This is a genomic window from Nocardia sp. CA-119907 (assembly GCF_050955995.1).
Lineage (GTDB): Bacteria > Actinomycetota > Actinomycetes > Mycobacteriales > Mycobacteriaceae > Nocardia.
On the sequence record NZ_CP192091.1, the window covers coordinates 4,904,959 to 4,921,246 of the forward strand.

At 65.9% G+C, this 16,288-nt stretch carries 16 protein-coding genes and 1 tRNA gene; 10 read left to right on the forward strand and 7 right to left on the reverse strand.

Annotated elements, in window-relative coordinates; all coding sequences use genetic code 11:
• The first annotated feature begins 65 nt into the window (after positions 1–65).
• Complete coding sequence (locus ACQP2D_RS21565; RefSeq protein ID WP_433677712.1) at positions 66–1,622, forward strand: toll/interleukin-1 receptor domain-containing protein; 1,557 nt, start codon at positions 66–68, stop codon at positions 1,620–1,622.
• A 1,128-nt stretch (positions 1,623–2,750) separates the two neighbouring features.
• Here ACQP2D_RS21565 and ACQP2D_RS21570 read toward each other — a convergent pair.
• Together ACQP2D_RS21570 and ACQP2D_RS21575 are read right to left on the reverse strand one after the other, a co-directional pair.
• Positions 2,751–2,835 (reverse strand) — tRNA-Leu (locus ACQP2D_RS21570).
• Positions 2,836–2,944: 109 nt separating this feature from the next.
• Complete coding sequence (locus tag ACQP2D_RS21575; RefSeq protein WP_433677713.1) at positions 2,945–3,898, reverse strand: NAD(P)-dependent oxidoreductase; 954 nt, start codon at positions 3,896–3,898, stop codon at positions 2,945–2,947.
• A 61-nt stretch (positions 3,899–3,959) separates the two neighbouring features.
• Here ACQP2D_RS21575 and ACQP2D_RS21580 point away from each other — a divergent pair, with 61 nt between their 5' ends.
• The 3 genes from ACQP2D_RS21580 (at position 3,960) to ACQP2D_RS21590 (ending at position 6,464) form a co-directional block, all read left to right on the forward strand.
• Positions 3,960–4,316: a winged helix-turn-helix transcriptional regulator gene (locus ACQP2D_RS21580; protein WP_433677714.1), complete on the forward strand. Its 357-nt coding sequence runs from the start codon at positions 3,960–3,962 to the stop codon at positions 4,314–4,316.
• A gap of 232 nt (positions 4,317–4,548) precedes the next feature.
• Positions 4,549–5,910, forward strand: coding sequence for a M20/M25/M40 family metallo-hydrolase (locus tag ACQP2D_RS21585; RefSeq protein WP_433677715.1), 1,362 nt, complete (start codon positions 4,549–4,551; stop codon positions 5,908–5,910).
• A 17-nt stretch (positions 5,911–5,927) separates the two neighbouring features.
• A complete protein-coding gene (locus tag ACQP2D_RS21590; RefSeq protein ID WP_433677716.1) occupies positions 5,928–6,464 on the forward strand; it encodes a YbhB/YbcL family Raf kinase inhibitor-like protein in 537 nt (178 codons plus the stop codon).
• Positions 6,465–6,695: 231 nt separating this feature from the next.
• On the opposite strand, the gene ACQP2D_RS21595 is transcribed toward ACQP2D_RS21590, so the two are convergent.
• Both ACQP2D_RS21595 and ACQP2D_RS21600 read right to left on the reverse strand, forming a co-directional pair.
• A complete protein-coding gene (locus tag ACQP2D_RS21595; protein ID WP_433677717.1) occupies positions 6,696–7,421 on the reverse strand; it encodes a GTP cyclohydrolase II in 726 nt (241 codons plus the stop codon).
• 144 nt (positions 7,422–7,565) lie between these two features.
• Complete coding sequence (locus ACQP2D_RS21600; RefSeq protein ID WP_433677718.1) at positions 7,566–9,068, reverse strand: PfkB family carbohydrate kinase; 1,503 nt, start codon at positions 9,066–9,068, stop codon at positions 7,566–7,568.
• A gap of 460 nt (positions 9,069–9,528) precedes the next feature.
• Between ACQP2D_RS21600 and ACQP2D_RS21605 the strand changes: the two genes are divergently transcribed.
• The 3 genes from ACQP2D_RS21605 to ACQP2D_RS21615 are packed head-to-tail and all read left to right on the forward strand — an operon-like array spanning position 9,529 to position 10,474.
• A complete protein-coding gene (locus ACQP2D_RS21605; protein WP_433677719.1) occupies positions 9,529–9,819 on the forward strand; it encodes a hypothetical protein in 291 nt (96 codons plus the stop codon).
• Complete coding sequence (locus ACQP2D_RS21610; protein WP_433677720.1) at positions 9,816–10,100, forward strand: hypothetical protein; 285 nt, start codon at positions 9,816–9,818, stop codon at positions 10,098–10,100. The genes ACQP2D_RS21605 and ACQP2D_RS21610 overlap by 4 nt, the downstream gene beginning before the upstream one ends.
• Positions 10,097–10,474 (forward strand): hypothetical protein, encoded by a 378-nt coding sequence (locus ACQP2D_RS21615; RefSeq protein WP_433677721.1) that lies wholly within the window; start codon positions 10,097–10,099, stop codon positions 10,472–10,474. Before ACQP2D_RS21610 ends, ACQP2D_RS21615 begins: the two co-directional genes overlap by 4 nt.
• A gap of 207 nt (positions 10,475–10,681) precedes the next feature.
• Here ACQP2D_RS21615 and ACQP2D_RS21620 read toward each other — a convergent pair whose 3' ends face one another.
• From ACQP2D_RS21620 to ACQP2D_RS21630, 3 genes are read right to left on the reverse strand one after another with little or no spacing between them, the layout of a single operon-like run.
• Positions 10,682–11,758 (reverse strand): quinone-dependent dihydroorotate dehydrogenase, encoded by a 1,077-nt coding sequence (locus ACQP2D_RS21620; RefSeq protein ID WP_433677722.1) that lies wholly within the window; start codon positions 11,756–11,758, stop codon positions 10,682–10,684.
• A 4-nt stretch (positions 11,759–11,762) separates the two neighbouring features.
• Positions 11,763–12,083: a DUF5703 family protein gene (locus ACQP2D_RS21625; protein WP_433677723.1), complete on the reverse strand. Its 321-nt coding sequence runs from the start codon at positions 12,081–12,083 to the stop codon at positions 11,763–11,765.
• Positions 12,083–13,141, reverse strand: coding sequence for a YncE family protein (locus ACQP2D_RS21630; protein WP_433677724.1), 1,059 nt, complete (start codon positions 13,139–13,141; stop codon positions 12,083–12,085). The genes ACQP2D_RS21625 and ACQP2D_RS21630 overlap by 1 nt, the downstream gene beginning before the upstream one ends.
• Positions 13,142–13,296: 155 nt before the next feature.
• Between ACQP2D_RS21630 and ACQP2D_RS21635 the strand changes: the two genes are divergently transcribed.
• The 3 genes from ACQP2D_RS21635 to ACQP2D_RS21645 are packed head-to-tail and all read left to right on the forward strand — an operon-like array spanning position 13,297 to position 16,281.
• Positions 13,297–13,653, forward strand: coding sequence for a hypothetical protein (locus ACQP2D_RS21635; RefSeq protein ID WP_433677725.1), 357 nt, complete (start codon positions 13,297–13,299; stop codon positions 13,651–13,653).
• A gap of 6 nt (positions 13,654–13,659) precedes the next feature.
• On the forward strand, positions 13,660–14,187 hold the full coding sequence (locus tag ACQP2D_RS21640) for a hypothetical protein (protein WP_433677726.1): 528 nt from the start codon (positions 13,660–13,662) through the stop codon (positions 14,185–14,187).
• On the forward strand, positions 14,188–16,281 hold the full coding sequence (locus ACQP2D_RS21645; protein ID WP_433677727.1) for an MMPL family transporter: 2,094 nt from the start codon (positions 14,188–14,190) through the stop codon (positions 16,279–16,281).
• Positions 16,282–16,288: the final 7 nt, after the last annotated feature.

Genomic DNA, 16,288 nt, shown 5'->3' on the forward strand with positions numbered 1-16,288 from the left:
TCAGGCGGGTGACTGTGGGACGATGTGGCGACGAGGTCGGCGGATCGATGAGGTGGTGCGGGGGTATGCCGGAAAGCCTGGACGGTCAGTGGGATTTCTTCGTCTCCTATACGAAGGTCGATCGGGCGTGGGCCGTATGGGTGGGGGGTCAGCTAGAGCAGGCGGGCTATCGGGTGCTGCTTCAGGCATGGGACTTCGTTCCCGGCACGCATTGGATCGCCAAGATGGACGAAGGCGTCGCGAAATCCGATCACACGCTAGCGCTGTTGTCGAACGCGTATCTGCAGTCGGTTTACGGGAAGGTCGAGTGGACGGCAGCGTTCCGGAGTGATCCGGTGGGACTGCGCCGGAGGCTGATTCCTGTTCGGCTGGAGAACTGCCCGAGGGAAGGGATACTCGGGGGCATCGTCTCGTTCGACCTGTTCGGTCTGTCCGAAGCCGAGTCCGTTGCACATTTGCTCGAACAGGTCGCGGCCATCCGCTCTGGGCGGGCGACACCGGCAGCCGCACCGGCCTTTCCCGGCTCGTCGTCCCTTTTGTTTCCCGGAGATGTCGATACCGGCGTTGCGCGCGGGGCTGATCCCGGCACGCCGGTATCTCGCGCAGACCTTGTGCCATTGCGGACTTTGTCCGGACACGGGTCCGGGTGGGTCACTTCAGCCGCGTGGTCGCCGGATGGCGGGAATCTGGTATCGGGCGGATTCGACACCACGATCCGAATATGGGACACGATCACAGGCAGCATGCGGTGGGCGCCGAAGGACCACACTCGCATCGCGGGAGCATCCGGCGGCTACGCCGCCTACGTGCGTACCGTCGCCTGGTCACCCGATGGCCGCTACATAGCGTCGGGTGGCGACTCCGGCACCGTCACCATCTGGAATGTCGCCGCCCGTCGAGCAGAGCACACCCTCAAGGCGAACAACGCACTCTCCGCGGCAAAAACCCTTCAGGCATGGCTATTCAACGCCAGCCATGGCCTCGAGGTCTTGTCCGTGGCGTGGTCGCCGGATGGCAGTCGCCTGGCAGTCGGCGGCCGGGACAAGGCCGTGCGGGTGTGGGACGCCGCCACCGGCGGACTCCAGTGGACGACTCTAGGGCGTGTCGGCGGCATCACCTCGGTGGCGTGGTCGCCGGATGGTCGCACGCTGGCCGTCGGCGGCGCGCATGGCGTCGGTCTGCACGACGCCAGCACCGGCGGCCACCGATTGACCCTGCGCGGCCATTCGGGGCGAGTGGAATCTGTGGCGTGGTCGCCGGATGGTCGGTTCCTGGCATCTGCTGGACGCGACCACACCGTGCGGATATGGGACGCGCAAGGCGGAGAGTCCACCCTCGTTTTGCGGGGCCACACTGCAGGAGTGGAGTCGGTGGCCTGGTCACCCGACGGGAGGCATATCGCGTCCGCGGGTAACGATGAGACAGTGCGGATCTGGTCGTCCGACTCCGGCACGATGCTGTGTTCAGTGATCGCACATCCCGCAGTCGAGTGGAATTCCGATCCCTACGCCGCACTATCGGTGGCATGGTGTCCAGACAGGCTACGTCTTGCGGCAGGAGGCCCGAGGCGACTGGCCAGCGCTGGCGCCGACGGCACTGTTCGTCTCTGGGAACTCGCCTAGCGATGCGCCGCCTCGGCTTTCGGACGTCTGGCTGAAACGCAGGATATTGCACCGAAATTGACGTGCGAGCACGGGGTGCCGGAAGTGCTTCGAGTCCCCCTTGGCCCACGTATGTAGTGCATTAAAGTCGCAGTTCAGAGGGTGTTTTCTCTGCTCTGTGGCTTTTCGTCAACAGGATTGTCGACTGGGATGTTGACCGGGATCGCTGGACGGTGTTGACAATCGTTTTCGGCCATGGAGGGGAATGCTCCCCTTTCGGTTTGAACGTGGGCACGTCATCGCCGAGGACGGCGAAGACGATCTAATCGAGATGATCACCGCGCGAGCACGCTGTATTCGAAGTTCGACATGCCGGCGTCGCACAGGCGTGAGCATTATCCGATCGAGCAGCGTGAGCGTGCGGTGAAGATGGTGCTTGACCGAGTCGACGGCTAACGGTCGGTGTGCGCCGCGTGCCAGGCGCTTGCTCTGAAACTCGGCATCCACGCCGAGACCATGCGGGTCTGGGTGAAGCAGGCACAGATCGACATCGGAAGGCTCCCAGTGCGGCCAGCACGGAGCAGGCGCGGATCAAAGAACTCGAACGAGAGGGGCGAGATCTAAAGGAGGCCAACGAGATTCTGAATGCGGCCTCGTTTTTCGCGTGTCAATGCTCGGGCGTCCGGGGTATCGCGCCTCGGACGCAACATTTTTGGATGAGGCGCGCAGGGCGCGAGCAGCGGCCAGTTTGAGGTCAGGTGGATCCTTCGGGACGACGACTCTGAGTGCCGTTGGTCTGGCGCTGTCATGCGATAGGCGTGTGGGCGTCGACCGGGCGGTCTCGACCGAGGAGTCGACCGGGCGAACGTTCCGCATAAGGCCCTCTTCTGATCGGCGTGGCGAGCGGGGCCGTATCCCAGATTGAGGTGAAGGGCCTCGACCGATACCTGCAGAGCTGGAAAGACTTCCGTGATATGACTGTCCACGATTCGCCGGGCCGACGTGCCGGCTTCTCAGGATTCTCTCAGCTGACCCCGAATTGAACCCCCACAGGGCTCCCACCTGCGGTTATGCACTGATTCAGTCAACGCTGTCACCCACCCTTTCTACATAACCACAGGTAGAACGGGTGACGTGACGTACTGTCTGTGTCCGGAGGGGGACTTGAACCCCCACGCCCGATAAAGGGCACTAGCACCTCAAGCTAGCGCGTCTGCCATTCCGCCACCCGGACCGGTGGTGCTCAGCAAGGTTATCGGATGTGGCCGCGTTGACCAAATCGCGGGTTTAGCTGGAGTTTTCTGGGGCCGTGCGCTCGGGGGAGCGCACGGCGCGCGGAGTGGTCAGGCCAGTTCCTCGACGGTGCGTTCGAAGGCGAGGGGGCCGTTGCCGTCGGCGATCTGGCGGTCGATGAGGTTCTTGATGGGGGTGACGATGTCCAGGGCGACGCCGGCGTCGCGGCTGGCGCGGACGATGGCGTCGACGGCGGGTTTGTGGAAGTCGAGGGGTTGGAAGGGGTCGGTGTAGTCGCCGGAGTCGATGACGCGGGCGTATTCGGGGATGAGCTGGGCCATGGCGGTGCCCCAGGGGACCGCCCGTTCGGCGAATGCGCTGGCCGGGATGCCGGTAGAGCGGAGCATCGCCGCGCCGTGCAGGAAGCCGGTGAACATGGCGTACATATTCGACAGCAGCGCGAAGTCGTACATCGATGCGAGTCCGGCGTCGGTGCCGAAATAGTCTGCGGCGGCGAGTAATTCGAGTGTTTCGCGGTGTTCGTCGAACAGTGCGGACGACCCGCTGTAGAGGATGGAGGCACCGGGCTGGCCGATCATGGCGGGTATCGCCATGATGCCGCCGTCGAGGTAGCCGATGCGGTGGGCGGCGGCCCAGGCGGCGAGTTCGCGGGCCTCCTCGGGGGCGGTACTGGTCAGATTGATCAACTGGCGGCCGGAGAGTCGGTCGGCGACCGGGTCGAGGGTGGCGTGCACGGAGGCGTGGTCGAGCAGCACGGCGATGATCGGGCCGTTGTGGCCGATGGCGTCGGTCACCGTGACCGCACTGGTGGCGCCGGCAGCGACGAGTGTGGCGTCCTTGCCGGGCGTTCGGTTCCATACCGTGGTCGGCCTGCCGCCCTTCACCAGGGCTAAGGCCAGGGCCTGGCCCATCGCACCGAGTCCGAGCACCGTCACCGGGGTGTGCTGAGTGTCCGACATTGCGGGTGTCAACTCCTCGAGTTTGGAGAACATGGTGGTCAGCGCGCTGGCCCCAAGGTTGCTCGGTACCCGAGGGGTCGGCAAGTACCTACTATTTGGTCGGGTACTTACCGACACGTTTGCGAACAGGTAGCGAGGTCAGGCGATGGGTGGAAAGAGATCCGGACCATACTTCTGCGGCATCGACGCAGCGATGGACGTGGTCGGCGGCAAGTGGAAGGCGCTGATCCTCTGGGAGCTGGAGAACCACGGCGTGCGCCGCTTCGGCGAACTGCGCAGAGGTCTGCCAGGGGTCTCGGAGAAGATGCTGATCCAGCAGCTTCGCGAGTTGGAGGAGGACGGCATCGTCGATCGCGAGATCTACCGCGAGGTGCCGCCGAAGGTCGAGTACCGGCTGACCGAGTTGGGCAGCGCGCTCAATGCGGCGCTGGAGCCGCTGGGCGCATGGGGTCGCGAACGCATCGAGCGGATCGGCGCCGACCGCGTCCACCAGTCGGCGTGACGCGACGACAGGTCACGCTCGCGGAAAGTGCTGGCGGCTGAGCTCTTTCGAATCGACGGCGATCAACGCTCGGGCCGGCGATCCTACTCGCACAGTCCGACCGCGCAGTGGTTGCGATCATCGTGATGCTGATGCGATCGGCGCGCGAATCCGCACCACAGGCGGTGCGAACCCGCTCGTGCGCCGGAGGTTCGGCGTGGCAGAGCCGGTACCAGATGGTAGGAAAGGGTACGTGTCTGCAACTGGCGAAGCATCCGGTCCGAACACCGCATCTCGAGCCGTATCCGAGGTGGTCGAGTTGGTCAGTACGCTGATCCGATTCGACACTTCCAACACCGGGGATCTGGCCACCACCAAGGGGGAGCGCGAGTGTGCGCAATGGGTGGCCGATCAGCTGCATCAGGCGGGCTATACGACCGAGTATGTGGAGTCGGGGGCGCCGGGTCGCGGCAATGTGTTCGCGCGGTTGAAGGGGGCCGATTCGAGTCGCGGTGCGCTGCTGATCCACGGGCATCTGGATGTGGTGCCCGCCGAGGCCGCCGACTGGAGTGTGCACCCGTTCTCCGGTGCGGTGCGCGACGGCTATGTGTGGGGCCGCGGCGCGATCGATATGAAGGATATGGTCGGCATGATGCTGGCCATCGCGCGCCAGTTCAAAATCGAGGGCACGGTGCCGCCGCGCGATATCGTCTTCGCCTTCCTCGCCGATGAGGAGAACGGCGGCAAGTGGGGTTCGCAGTGGCTGGTCGACAACCGGCCCGACCTGTTCGCGGGGATCACCGAGGCGGTGGGGGAGGTCGGCGGCTTCTCGCTGACGGTGCCGCGCCCGGACGGCACCGAACGTCGCCTGTATCTGGTGGAGACGGCAGAGAAGGGACTGGGCTGGATGCGGTTGCGCGCCAAGGCCCGTGCCGGTCACGGCTCGTTCCTGCACGAAGACAATGCGGTCACGATTCTGGCCGCGGCGGTGGCGCGGCTCGGTAAACACACATTCCCCCTGGTGCTTTCGGATTCGGTGGCCGAATTCCTTGCCGCGGTCGCGGAGGAGACCGGGTTGGAGTTCGATCCGTCCAGTCCCGATATCGAGGGTCAGCTCGCGAAGCTGGGCACCATTGCCCGCATCATCGGTGCCACGCTGCGCGATACCGCGAATCCGACCATGCTGCAGGCCGGTTACAAGGCGAATGTGATCCCGCAGACCGCCGAGGCGGTCGTCGACTGCCGGGTGGTGCCGGGACGGCAGGCCGCATTCGAACGTGAGGTGGACGAGTTGATCGGCCCGGACGTCGAACGCGAGTGGATCACCAAACTCGACTCCTACGAAACGACATTCGACGGTCACCTCGTCGACGCGATGAACAACGCCATCCTCGCCAACGATCCGCAGGGCCGCACGGTGCCCTATATGCTCTCCGGCGGTACCGACGCAAAAGCCTTCGCCCGCTTGGGCATTCGCTGCTTCGGCTTCGCACCGCTGCAACTGCCGCCGGAACTGGACTTCGCCGCGCTGTTCCACGGCGTCGACGAGCGGGTTCCGGTGCAGGCACTCGAATTCGGCACCCGAGTGCTGGAACACTTCCTGTTGAACAGCTGACGATCGAAAGGACCATCGTGCCCGACTACTCGTACAACCCCTACGACGCGCTCCCGCAGGTGCCCGGCTTCACGCTGACGTCCGAGGATGTCGCCGAGGGCCAGACGTTCGACAACGATCAGGTCAGCGGGGTGTTCGGCGCGGGCGGCAAGGATATCTCGCCGCAGCTGTCGTGGTCCGGATTCCCCACGGAGACAAAGAGTTTCGCGGTTACGGTCTATGATCCGGATGCGCCGACCGCATCCGGCTTCTGGCATTGGGCGGTGGCCGATATCCCGGCGGGCACCACCTCACTGCCGCGCGGCGCGGGGAGCGAAGGTGGGTCGTTGCCCAGCGGTGCGGTCACGCTGCGCAACGATGGCGGGTTCCCCGGATACGTCGGGGCGGCACCGCCCGCGGGACACGGGTACCACCGCTACTTCATCGTCGTGCACGCGCTCGACGTGGACAGCCTCGCGATCGATGAGAACGGCACTCCCGCCTTCCTCGGTTTCAACCTCTTCTCCCACACCCTCGCCCGCGCGACCATCGTCGCCAAGTACGAGGTCGCCTAGGAAGCGCTCAGGTCTGCCGGCGACCGCGCGGACCAAAACGACTGTGGCCCTGAGCGTTCGCCCAGGGCCACAGTCATGTCGGGTAGACCTGGGAAACGTTCACGACCGATTCGGCCAGCGGCATGGCGCACAGCGTGCCGATCTCCTCGGCGTACTTTGTACTGCGCGCCGAGCAGCGCGGCTGACTGATGCTAGCCAGATTGGGCGGTCACGCCGGGGTAATCGTGTTCGTTACTTGGACCCGGAAAGTGCGGTCCGGCGGCGGGCCCGCCGGACCGGGCCGCGCATCGTGAATATGCGCCAGATGCGGCTCTTACGCTTCAATACCGGTTGCACATCGGGCGCCCATGGCACATCGCTGGTGGGGATCAAATGGCCGCGGCGCCGACGTTTCGCATCGAGGTAGGCGGCGGCTCGCGCGCTCAGTACCGGAGTCAGCAGCGGCTCCATGATGACCGTCAGACCGGCCGCGCGCAGCTCCGCGACCTTGTCCGGATTGTTGGTGAGCAGGCGCACCCGGGTCAGTCCTAGCCCCTGCAGGCTCTTCGCCGCGTGCAGATAGCTGCGACTGTCCGCCGGGAATCCGAGCCGCTCGTAGCTGGTGAAGGTGTCCGCGCCCGAACGCTGGCTTTCCCGGTAGCCGAGCGCCTTGGCGATCAGGCCGACGCCACGGCCCTCTTGCTCCAGATAGACCAGGACACCGCTGCCCTCGGCCCAGATCAGATCCAGGGACTTGTCGAGTTCGGGCCCACAATCGCAATCATCCGAGCCGAGTCCTTCGCCGTACAGACACCGCGAATGCACCCGGACCAGACACCCATCGTCGGCATCGCCGAAGACGAGCACATGCCCGTACTCGGCGCCACCGGCCACTTCCATCACACGAACCTGCAGATCATGCCCCTTGCGGGTGAGCCGATGGGCGGTCTCACCACGATCGGGCACAGCTGTGGTCAATGCTCCTCCGAAGACGATGTGGATAGTTGGGTTTTCTGTCGTTTGCGGCACGAGATTCCTCGGGCTGCCAGGCGAACGACGGAACTCTAACGCGATCACCGATTTCGGCGCTGTAAATCTCTCGAGCCGCGCCGAACCCCGTCGTCAGGCCCCTGCCGACGCTTCCCCGGCGAGCTGCACAATGCGGTCGATGTCGCGGACCGACGGCATGGCGTCGGGAATATCGCCGAACGACTGGGTTGCGACCATGGCCGCTGTCGCCCACCGAAATGCCGGTTCATCGGCCGGTCGACCGGTGGTGACGAGCTGATATGCCAGCGCTGCCGAGAACGCCGCCGCGGCGCCCGGCGAATCCTCCAGTGCGACTGGAAAATTCGCGATATCGGCATTCACCTCAGCGGATCGGACGGTGCACCGGAACCCCTCGGTCGTACACACCGCTCGCACGCCGAGGCTGAGCAGTCGCTGCGCATCGCCGGGTCCGGCCGCGGCGGATTCTCCGGGCAGCATGCGGCGCAGTTCCCAGGGCGCGCCCACGAGGTAGTCCACGGCATTCAGATACTCATAGAAGTACTGCGGCGAATCGACCGGTGGCGACGGATGCACCACCAGCGAAGGCGGATTCGCCAGGCCGCGGACCACGGCCAGCACCCGCCGGATCGCGTCGGCGGGCTGCTCGAAGGTCAACAGGACCGCGTCCGAGGATTCGAGTGCCGCACGCGGCTTGGGATCGCGCATGTCATATGCGCCTTGCCAGATGCGGTCGTCCTCGCAGCCGATCTTGCTGGACACACCGGTGCTGGTGATCATTACCGCCGACACGTTCGTTTGCGCGCCGGGCACCACCCTGACCAACTCGGTATCGACGTTCTCCGCGGCCAGGTAGTTGAGGATGTGCCTGCCCGCGTCATCGTCGCCGACGGCCGAGACCAGCCGTACCCGGAGTCCGAGGCGCGCGGCGGCGACCGCACGGTTGAGGCCCTTGCCGCCAGCATGCACCTCGAAACTGCCGGGCGTGGACGTGCCCGCCGACGGAATATTACTGATCCGGTAGATATGGTCGATCACCGCGGATCCGATGACCGTCACCACCCCTCGGCGCGACTGCGAATCCGGTAGTGCGATAAGAACTTTCGGTTCGGGGGTGAATCGGTAGTTCGACACCGAATACGCCGAAGCGGTCGCCAGTTGTCCGGCCAAGGCGGTGAATGCCCGACGTTCGGGCGTTGCCCGCAACGACCGCACCGACGGCGCGGCGGGGATGGACTCGGCCCCGAGCGCCTCGTGCAGTAGCCGCCACTGCGCGGTCAGATACTCCCGGCGCTCGCCCAGGTCCGCTGCGTACAGACGGTCGTGATCGATTCCGGCCGAATGCTTTTCGCGCAGCAGCCCGAGCGACAGCTCGACATCGGCGATCAACCGATTGGTGGGATCCAGCTGCCGCGCCAGGTCGCTGATCACCGGTAGCACGGCCTCCTCCGGCGATACCCCCTCCTGCTGCGCACGCTGCTGAACAACGGGCAGATCCAGCAGCGGAGCGACGTCGATCTCGGTGGTACGCAAGCGATCCGCGCTCAGGCCCGAGCGCTTGCTGAGGCGGGTGAGGATATTGCGGATGGCAACCGTGCGTGAGTCCTGCTGGACCATGGGCGAGATCCATCTCCGTGTGGTTCGTCGGTGTTTCGTCGTGGTGTCCATGGGAGTTACCCAGTCTTCGGGTTTAGCCGCCGAATGAACCGGCAATTACCAACTTACAACGGCAATTGACCGTAGTGAATGGCAAATGCCACACTGAGTTACGGCGACTGCGGGTCGCCCACCAGATAACTCGGGAGGGCCTGGTGATGAAAGTGATTCTGCTGATACGGAACGCCCGTCGGCGCGGGGAGGCAAGGGCCGGCGGGACCGATACCGAACTCGAGCCGAACCGCGCCACGGTCTAGGTGAGCGATTCACGTTCGCCGAGGACATTCGCACAGACCAGCTATCGTCGTCGCCCTGCTCCATGCGGGAGCAGCGAGCCCCGGCAGACCGCGCCGCAGCGGTCGACCGGGGCTCAGTGCACCCACAATGCGGTCGGCGACATCCTCCGCCCCTGGAGACAGCCGTGACGATCTACGAATGCAGCCGGTCGATGACCAGCAGCGTCACGCCCGACGAATGGGCGTGGCGGGCGGTGGGCGACGACGAACCGGCATGGCGACTGAGCTGGTTGCCCAACCAGCTGACCCGCGAACAGGCCTGGGCCGGAATGCAATTGCAGGAAATCCTGAACCACCCGAACCCGGCATCGGACCACGACGCGCACGCGCGGGCATTGTCCGACCAACTCGGACTCACCGTGCAACAGACCCTGCACCTGCTGCACCAACGGATGCTCGACAGGAGGCATTCGTGACCATCTACGTAACTCAATGGTCCATGACCAGCGATATCACCGCGGAGTCGGCCCACCGGCTGGCGGGGGAATGGGCGAAATCGTGGCGGCTGAGCTGGCTGCCCGACCGGCTGCTGACACGGGACCAGGCAATGGCGGGGATGGATCTCGCGGAGATCTTCAGCACCCAGGACTTCCGGCACGACTCGACGGTTCAGGCACGGGCCTTCGTATGCGCCGGGCAACTCGGAATACCCCTCGAGCTCATCGGGCTCGAACTGCAACACCGGAGGCACCCATGACCGTCATGGCCACCGAATGGACCATGATCAGCGATCTTTCGCCCGAGTCCGCGTACCGCGAATCCGTTGCCGCGACCGCGGGATGGCGGCTGAGCTGGCTACCCGACCGGCTGCTCACCCGTGAACAGGCAATGGCCGGTATGGAACTCGACGAGATCCTGAGCGATCTCGACAGCGTCCACGATCGCCATGCCCACGCCGACGCGGCCATCCTGGCCGGGACGGTCGGCATCATCTGGGAGGAGGCGGTGATCCGGCTGTCCAAGCGAATCCTGGCCCGGCTCCACCAGCGGCCCAATGAGATTCAGGATGATGACGGTGACCCGGCGGGCCGTGGCACCGCCGGGTGCACCGTCGGTTCCCATCGGATGTAGCTGCGGGCGGACCGGCCACCGCGGGTGTTCGGATAGCGTGCGGCACGATGCATCGGTCGCTCGGAGGGGAGACGGCCGATGTCATCGCGGCGGATGTCCATCGCCGCGACTATCGAATCGGAGCGACGATCTGGTCGATCTCGTGGATGGTCGGCATCCCGTCGGCCAAGGGCAACGATGCATCGTCGCCGAAACGACCGGTCGGGATCAGGTATGCGCGACGTGGTCCGCCCCGACCGCCTCGGCGATCGAGTGGTATCCGCCCGCGCGCAGCCGCTGCGCCAGCCCGCGGTGGATATGGCGCATCCAGAACGGTCCGCCGTAGATGAAACCGGTGTAGCCCTGCAGCAGGGTGGCTCCGGCGAGGATGCGCTCCCAGGCCTGGTCGGCGGTTTCGATGCCGCCGACCGAGATCAGCACCAGGCGGTCGCCGACGCGGCGGTAGAGGCGACGCAGGACTTCCAGGGAGCGCTCGGCGACGGGCGGACCGGACAGCCCGCCCGCACCCATGGCCGCCACCTCGGCGGGATCGGTGCGCAGGCCGTCGCGGCGGATGGTGGTGTTGGTGGCGACGATGCCCGCGAGGCCGAGTTCGACGGCGAGATCGGCGACCGCGTCGACGTCCTCATCGGACAGATCGGGGGCGATCTTCACCAGTACCGGAACCTCGACGCTGTTGAGCACGGCCTGCAGCACCGGGCGCAGGGATTCGACGGCCTGCAGGTCACGCAGTCCGGGAGTGTTGGGGGAGCTGACATTGACGACGACGAAGTCGGCGAGCGGGCCGAGCAGGGCGGCGCTGACCGCGTAATCGGCTGCGGCGTCGGCGGGTTCGACGATCTTCGTCTTGCCGATATTCGCACCGATCGGGACCCCGCCGCGGCGCGCGCGCAGATGTTGCGCTGCCGCGGCAGCGCCGTGATTATTGAAGCCCATCCGGTTGATCAGGCCGCGGTCGGCGGTCAGCCGGAACAGGCGCGGTGTGGGATTGCCGGGTTGGGCCTGTGCGGTAACGGTGCCGATCTCGGCGAAGCCGAATCCCAGTGGCGCCCAGGCGTCGACACCGTCGGCGTTCTTGTCGAATCCGGCGGCCAGGCCCAGCGGCGCGGGAAAGTCGATGCCGAATGCGTGGTTGCGCAGGATCGGATCATCGGTGGAGAGCACCTTGGTCATCGCCCAGCGCGACGGCGCGAACCGGGCGGCCAGCCGCATGGCCGTGAACGCCAGGTGGTGGATGCGTTCCGGCGGTAGCAGGAACATCAGGCGCAGCAGCAGTGAATACATGGCCTCACATTCCCGGTTCGGGCTGGGGTAGTAGTGCGGTTTTTCGCCTCCGCAACAGCACCCGCCTGCTGCCGTCGGCATAGGCCCGCACGCGGGACAGTTCCCAACCGCCGAATTCGGCTTGGATGGCCAGCCGCATCGACGCCGTCACCCGAGTCACCTCCGGTGGCAGCCGCAGCGGCACGTATTCGTAGTCGTCGCTGCTGGTTTCCCAGCTCGCCGGAAGTGCTGCGCGCGAGCCTCGATTCGGCTGGCGGCGGCCGCGGCGCCCCGCGTGGTCACGCTGCGCTGCCTCCTCCGGGCCCGTCGCTGATTGTGGCGCCATCACTGCCCTTTCTTCCGCTGGTCCGCGCGGATCCGCTGCAGACCGTCTCCGGTCGCGGAACCGACGAACAGATCACCTGTGCGCTCGTCGATGGTCACCGAATTCGGCTGCCGCACCGTCGGGTATCGGCCCACCTCTTTCGGTATACCTGTCGACAGGTCGAATCCGACGACTTCATTGCTCTGCGTGCACGTCACCCACACCGTGTCGGACCGCTGATCGTAGGCGATCGCGTAAGGCGACGATCCTACCGGGAATCGTTGACGCAGTACGAGCGGTCCTGCGGTGTAGACCAGCAGTTCGTTACCGGCGGTGTCGGTGACGGTGATGCGGCCGAACGGGTCGGTGATCAGGTTGGTCGCGCCATCACCCGCGCGCAGCGCCAGCCCGAGACGATCTTTGCTGAGGTCGAGTTGGGTCAGCGAGGTCTGGCGTCGGTCCAGGACCGAGAGGTGATCGCCGGTCAGGGCCAGTGCGTCGGCGGAAGCGAGGCCGGAGATGGTCTCGGCGACGGTGCCGTCCGGGGCGAGTCGGCGCACCTTGCCGTCCGCGGTGCCGACGAACAATGTGCCGTCGTCGCGGTAGCGCACCGATCTGGCGTCCCCGTCGACGGGGACCTCGGTGGTGACGCCGGAGGTGATGTCGACGCGCATGATGCGGTGGTCGGCGGGGATCAGCAGTTCACCCGGTTTCCCCTGTGCCAAGCCGGCGCCGCGAGCGGGCAGCATCAGGGTGCGCATGCCGATGTCGGAAGCGCCCGCAGCATCCTTGCGCGCGATCGTCGCGGGGTCGATGACGAACAGTGTGGTACCGGCGTCGCGGCTGGTTTCGAGCGCCACCAGCGCGCCGGTGCCCGTCTCCGCGAGCAGCCCGCCGATCGGGTTCGCGAGCCGTAGGACGTCCCCGCTGGGTTGCGCGGTCCGCTCGGGGGCGACCGCCGCGGTGGCCGCGGGCCGGGTCTGCGGCTTGTCGCCGTCGGAGTCGGAGGAACATCCGGCGATCAGCACCAGCACCGCCACGCTCGCGAGTGCTGAGGGGACCCAACCACGAGGGCGCATCCAGCGAACTCCTTACCTACGACGATCATCCCGCTACATCACCATCTGACCATGATGGCGCACCTTCCCGGCCTACCGGGGTCGTCGCTACCGGTGAATGTCGGTGATCGGGGTTACCGTTGACTTGAAACAGTGTCCAATTCAGGGAGATCCGGTTGAAAGCCGACCACCCATCGGGATTTGCCATCGATGACATAACCGTTGGTCCGTTTGCTCACGGATTCGGCACCACGGCCGATGGCAGGCCCTACGCCTTCCGCACGGTGCGGTCCATCGTCGTGCTGGAGATCTACCGAGCGGACCTGGACAGCGATGTACCAGGGCCGGAGGATGTCGTCGCGATCGCGCAGGCACGAGCCACCGATATCGATCTCGACGATGAACGCAGTGTGGTCGCGCTGGTGCGGGACATGATCCCGGATGCCGAACCGGTCGAAGCGGCCGCCGACCGGGATGTGACAACCGTGCGCGCTCTGCTGGGGCGGATCAGTGCCGTCATCGATGGTATGTAGATGGTGATGCCTACCTCACGATTCACCCGTTCCGTGCTGACCGCGACCGCTCTGGTCGCGGTGGCCACCGCATGCAGCACGGGACCCGACGAGGCCTCGGTCGACGCCGCGCGCTCCTCGGCCATCGCCTCGCTGTCGTCCTCGATCGCGACCTCGTCGAGCGCCGCGCACCGGCCGCTGCCCACGGCAGCCGAACTGGATGCGCAGATCAAACGCGCGCTGGATCCGGCATTGCCCGACTCCGAACGCACCGACCTCATCGAGGACGGCGAGGCCTTCCGCAACGCCATTCCGGATATGTACCGGGCACTGCAGGACAATCCGCGCGCGATCTACGGCGTCACCGATCCGGTTTTCGACAACCGCGACGGCACGCTGACCGCGACCATGCGGCTGGACAAGGACGGCACCGGCACCGCGGTGCGCACCACCGTCGTGCATTTCGTTCTGCTCGACGGCAAGTGGAAGATCTCACGCACCGACCTGTGCGGCATCCTGCGCTCCGCCGATTACCGCACCCCGGCCTGCGGCTAGATGATCGAATCCGGGTCGCTGCGGTGGGGACGGTTCATCCACCGCCATCGCTACCTCGTGCTGGGCATCGCCATTGTCGCGGTGCTGCTCTCCGGCTGGTACGGCCGTGATCTCTCGGGCAGGCTCACCCAGGAGGGCTGGTTCGACGAGAGCAGTGAATCGGTCGCCGCGTCCAAGCTCGCCGACGCCACCTTCGGCCGCGATACCGACAGCGACATCATCCTGCTCTATACCGCGCCCGAGGGGATGACCGTCGACGACCCGACCGTGCGCAACGCGGTGACGACTGCGTTGAAACAACTGCAAGCCCGCCACCCCGACCGCATCCTGAAGGTCGACAGCTATTGGGACAGCCCCTTCGCCGCGCAGGCCACCGATGCCTCGCACACCCACGCCTTCGCCAGCGTCGGACTGCGTGGGGAAGGCACCGCGACGGTCGAGAACTACACCGCGATCAAGAGTGAGCTCGGAGCCGGGCGCGCGGGCGGCGGGCCGGGCGGCACCACGGTGCAGTTGGCCGGGCTGCAGCCGATCGTCGAGGGCATCAATCAGGGCATGCAGGACGATATCCGCCGCGCCGAGATCATCGCGCTGCCGATCGTGGCGGTCCTGCTGTATTTCGTCTTCGGCGGAGTGATCGGAGCGCTGCTGCCGGTGCTGATCGGCGGGATGACGGTGCTGGGCACCCAGGGCACCATCCGAGTACTCACCGATCACATCGATGTGAACGTCTTCGCCAGTGCGGTGGTCACTTTGGTCAGTCTGGGGTTGGCGATCGACTACGGCCTGTTCACCGTGACCCGGTTCCGGGAGGAGCTGGCGGCCGGGCACAGTGTGGCGGACGCGACCGCGCGCACCGTCGCCACCGCCGGGCGCACCGTGCTGTTCTCGGCCGCGATCATCGCGATCAGCTTGGCCGCATTGTTCATCTTCCCGAACGGGGTGCTGCGGTCGGTGCCCTATGGCGGCATCAGCTCGGTCCTGCTGGCCGCGCTGCTATCGGTGACGGCACTGCCGGCGGTATTGAGCATCGTCGGGCGCCGGATCGATCTGTGGGGCTGGCATCGCTTCTCGCGTACCAGGACCGAGGCGCAGATCGACGCCGGATTCTTCTCGCGGCTGGCGCAGCGGGCGATGCGGCGGCCGTGGGCGGTGGTGGTGCCGATCGTGCTCGGACTGCTCGCGTTGATCATCCCGATCCGCAATATCGAATTCGGCGGGATCAGCGAACGGTATCTGTCCCAGGACAATCCGGCGCGGGTCGCACAGGAACAGTTCGACCAGCTGTTCCCGAGCTTCCGCACCGAACCGATCAAACTCGTCGTGGTGGGCGCGAATCCGCAGCAGCTCAGCGATATTCGCTACGAGGCGAGCCGAGTTCCCGGTCTGACGGGACGTTTCGAACCGGGTGCGCCGACCAAGGACGGGATCAACGTGCTCAATGCCGGTCTCGCCGACAAACGCGACGCGGACGCGGTGATCGACGCGCTGCGAGCGATTCCGGAACCGGCCGGGGTCGAGATCATGGTGGCCGGAGTGCCCGCGCTCGAGCGCGACAGCATCAATGGGCTGCTGGTGCGACTGCCACTGCTGGTCGCGATCCTGGCGGTGGCGGCATTGGCCATGCTGTATCTGGCGTTTCGTTCGATTGTGCTGGCGCTCAAGGCCGTTGTCATGAGCGCGTTGAGCCTCGCCTCCACACTCGGCGTGCTCACCTGGGTGTTCGTCGAGGGGCACGGCGCCGGGATCTTCGACTTCACGCCGGGGCCGCTGATGTTCGCGGTGCTGGCGCTCATCGTGACGGTGGTATTCGGACTGTCCACCGACTACGAGGTATTCCTGCTGTCCCGAATGGCCGAGGCGCGCGCCGACGGTGCGTCGCCGCCGGAGGCCATCCGCTACGGCATAGCCCACACCGGTGCCGTGATCACCTCGGCGGCAGCGATTCTCATCGTGGTGACCGGTGCGTTCGGCTTCTCCGATCTGGTGTTGATGAAGTACATCGCCTACGGGATGATCGCGGCGCTGATCCTGGACGCGTCGATAGTCCGCATGCTGCTGACACCCGCGGTGTTGAAGCTGATCTGGCGTTGAGTTCGAC

Excerpts from the sequence above, each read along its gene's own strand:
- ACQP2D_RS21600 (WP_433677718.1), bottom strand. The coding sequence starts at position 9,068 with ATGGTCCAGCAGGACTCACGCACGGTTGCCATCCGCAATATCCTCACC.
- ACQP2D_RS21620 (WP_433677722.1), bottom strand. The coding sequence starts at position 11,758 with ATGTATTCACTGCTGCTGCGCCTGATGTTCCTGCTACCGCCGGAACGC.
- ACQP2D_RS21615 (WP_433677721.1), top strand. The coding sequence starts at position 10,097 with ATGACCGTCATGGCCACCGAATGGACCATGATCAGCGATCTTTCGCCC.
- ACQP2D_RS21630 (WP_433677724.1), bottom strand. The coding sequence starts at position 13,141 with ATGCGCCCTCGTGGTTGGGTCCCCTCAGCACTCGCGAGCGTGGCGGTG.
- ACQP2D_RS21640 (WP_433677726.1), top strand. The coding sequence starts at position 13,660 with ATGCCTACCTCACGATTCACCCGTTCCGTGCTGACCGCGACCGCTCTG.
- ACQP2D_RS21625 (WP_433677723.1), bottom strand. The coding sequence starts at position 12,083 with ATGGCGCCACAATCAGCGACGGGCCCGGAGGAGGCAGCGCAGCGTGAC.
- ACQP2D_RS21580 (WP_433677714.1), top strand. The coding sequence starts at position 3,960 with ATGGGTGGAAAGAGATCCGGACCATACTTCTGCGGCATCGACGCAGCG.
- ACQP2D_RS21565 (WP_433677712.1), top strand. The coding sequence starts at position 66 with ATGCCGGAAAGCCTGGACGGTCAGTGGGATTTCTTCGTCTCCTATACG.
- ACQP2D_RS21645 (WP_433677727.1), top strand. The coding sequence starts at position 14,188 with ATGATCGAATCCGGGTCGCTGCGGTGGGGACGGTTCATCCACCGCCAT.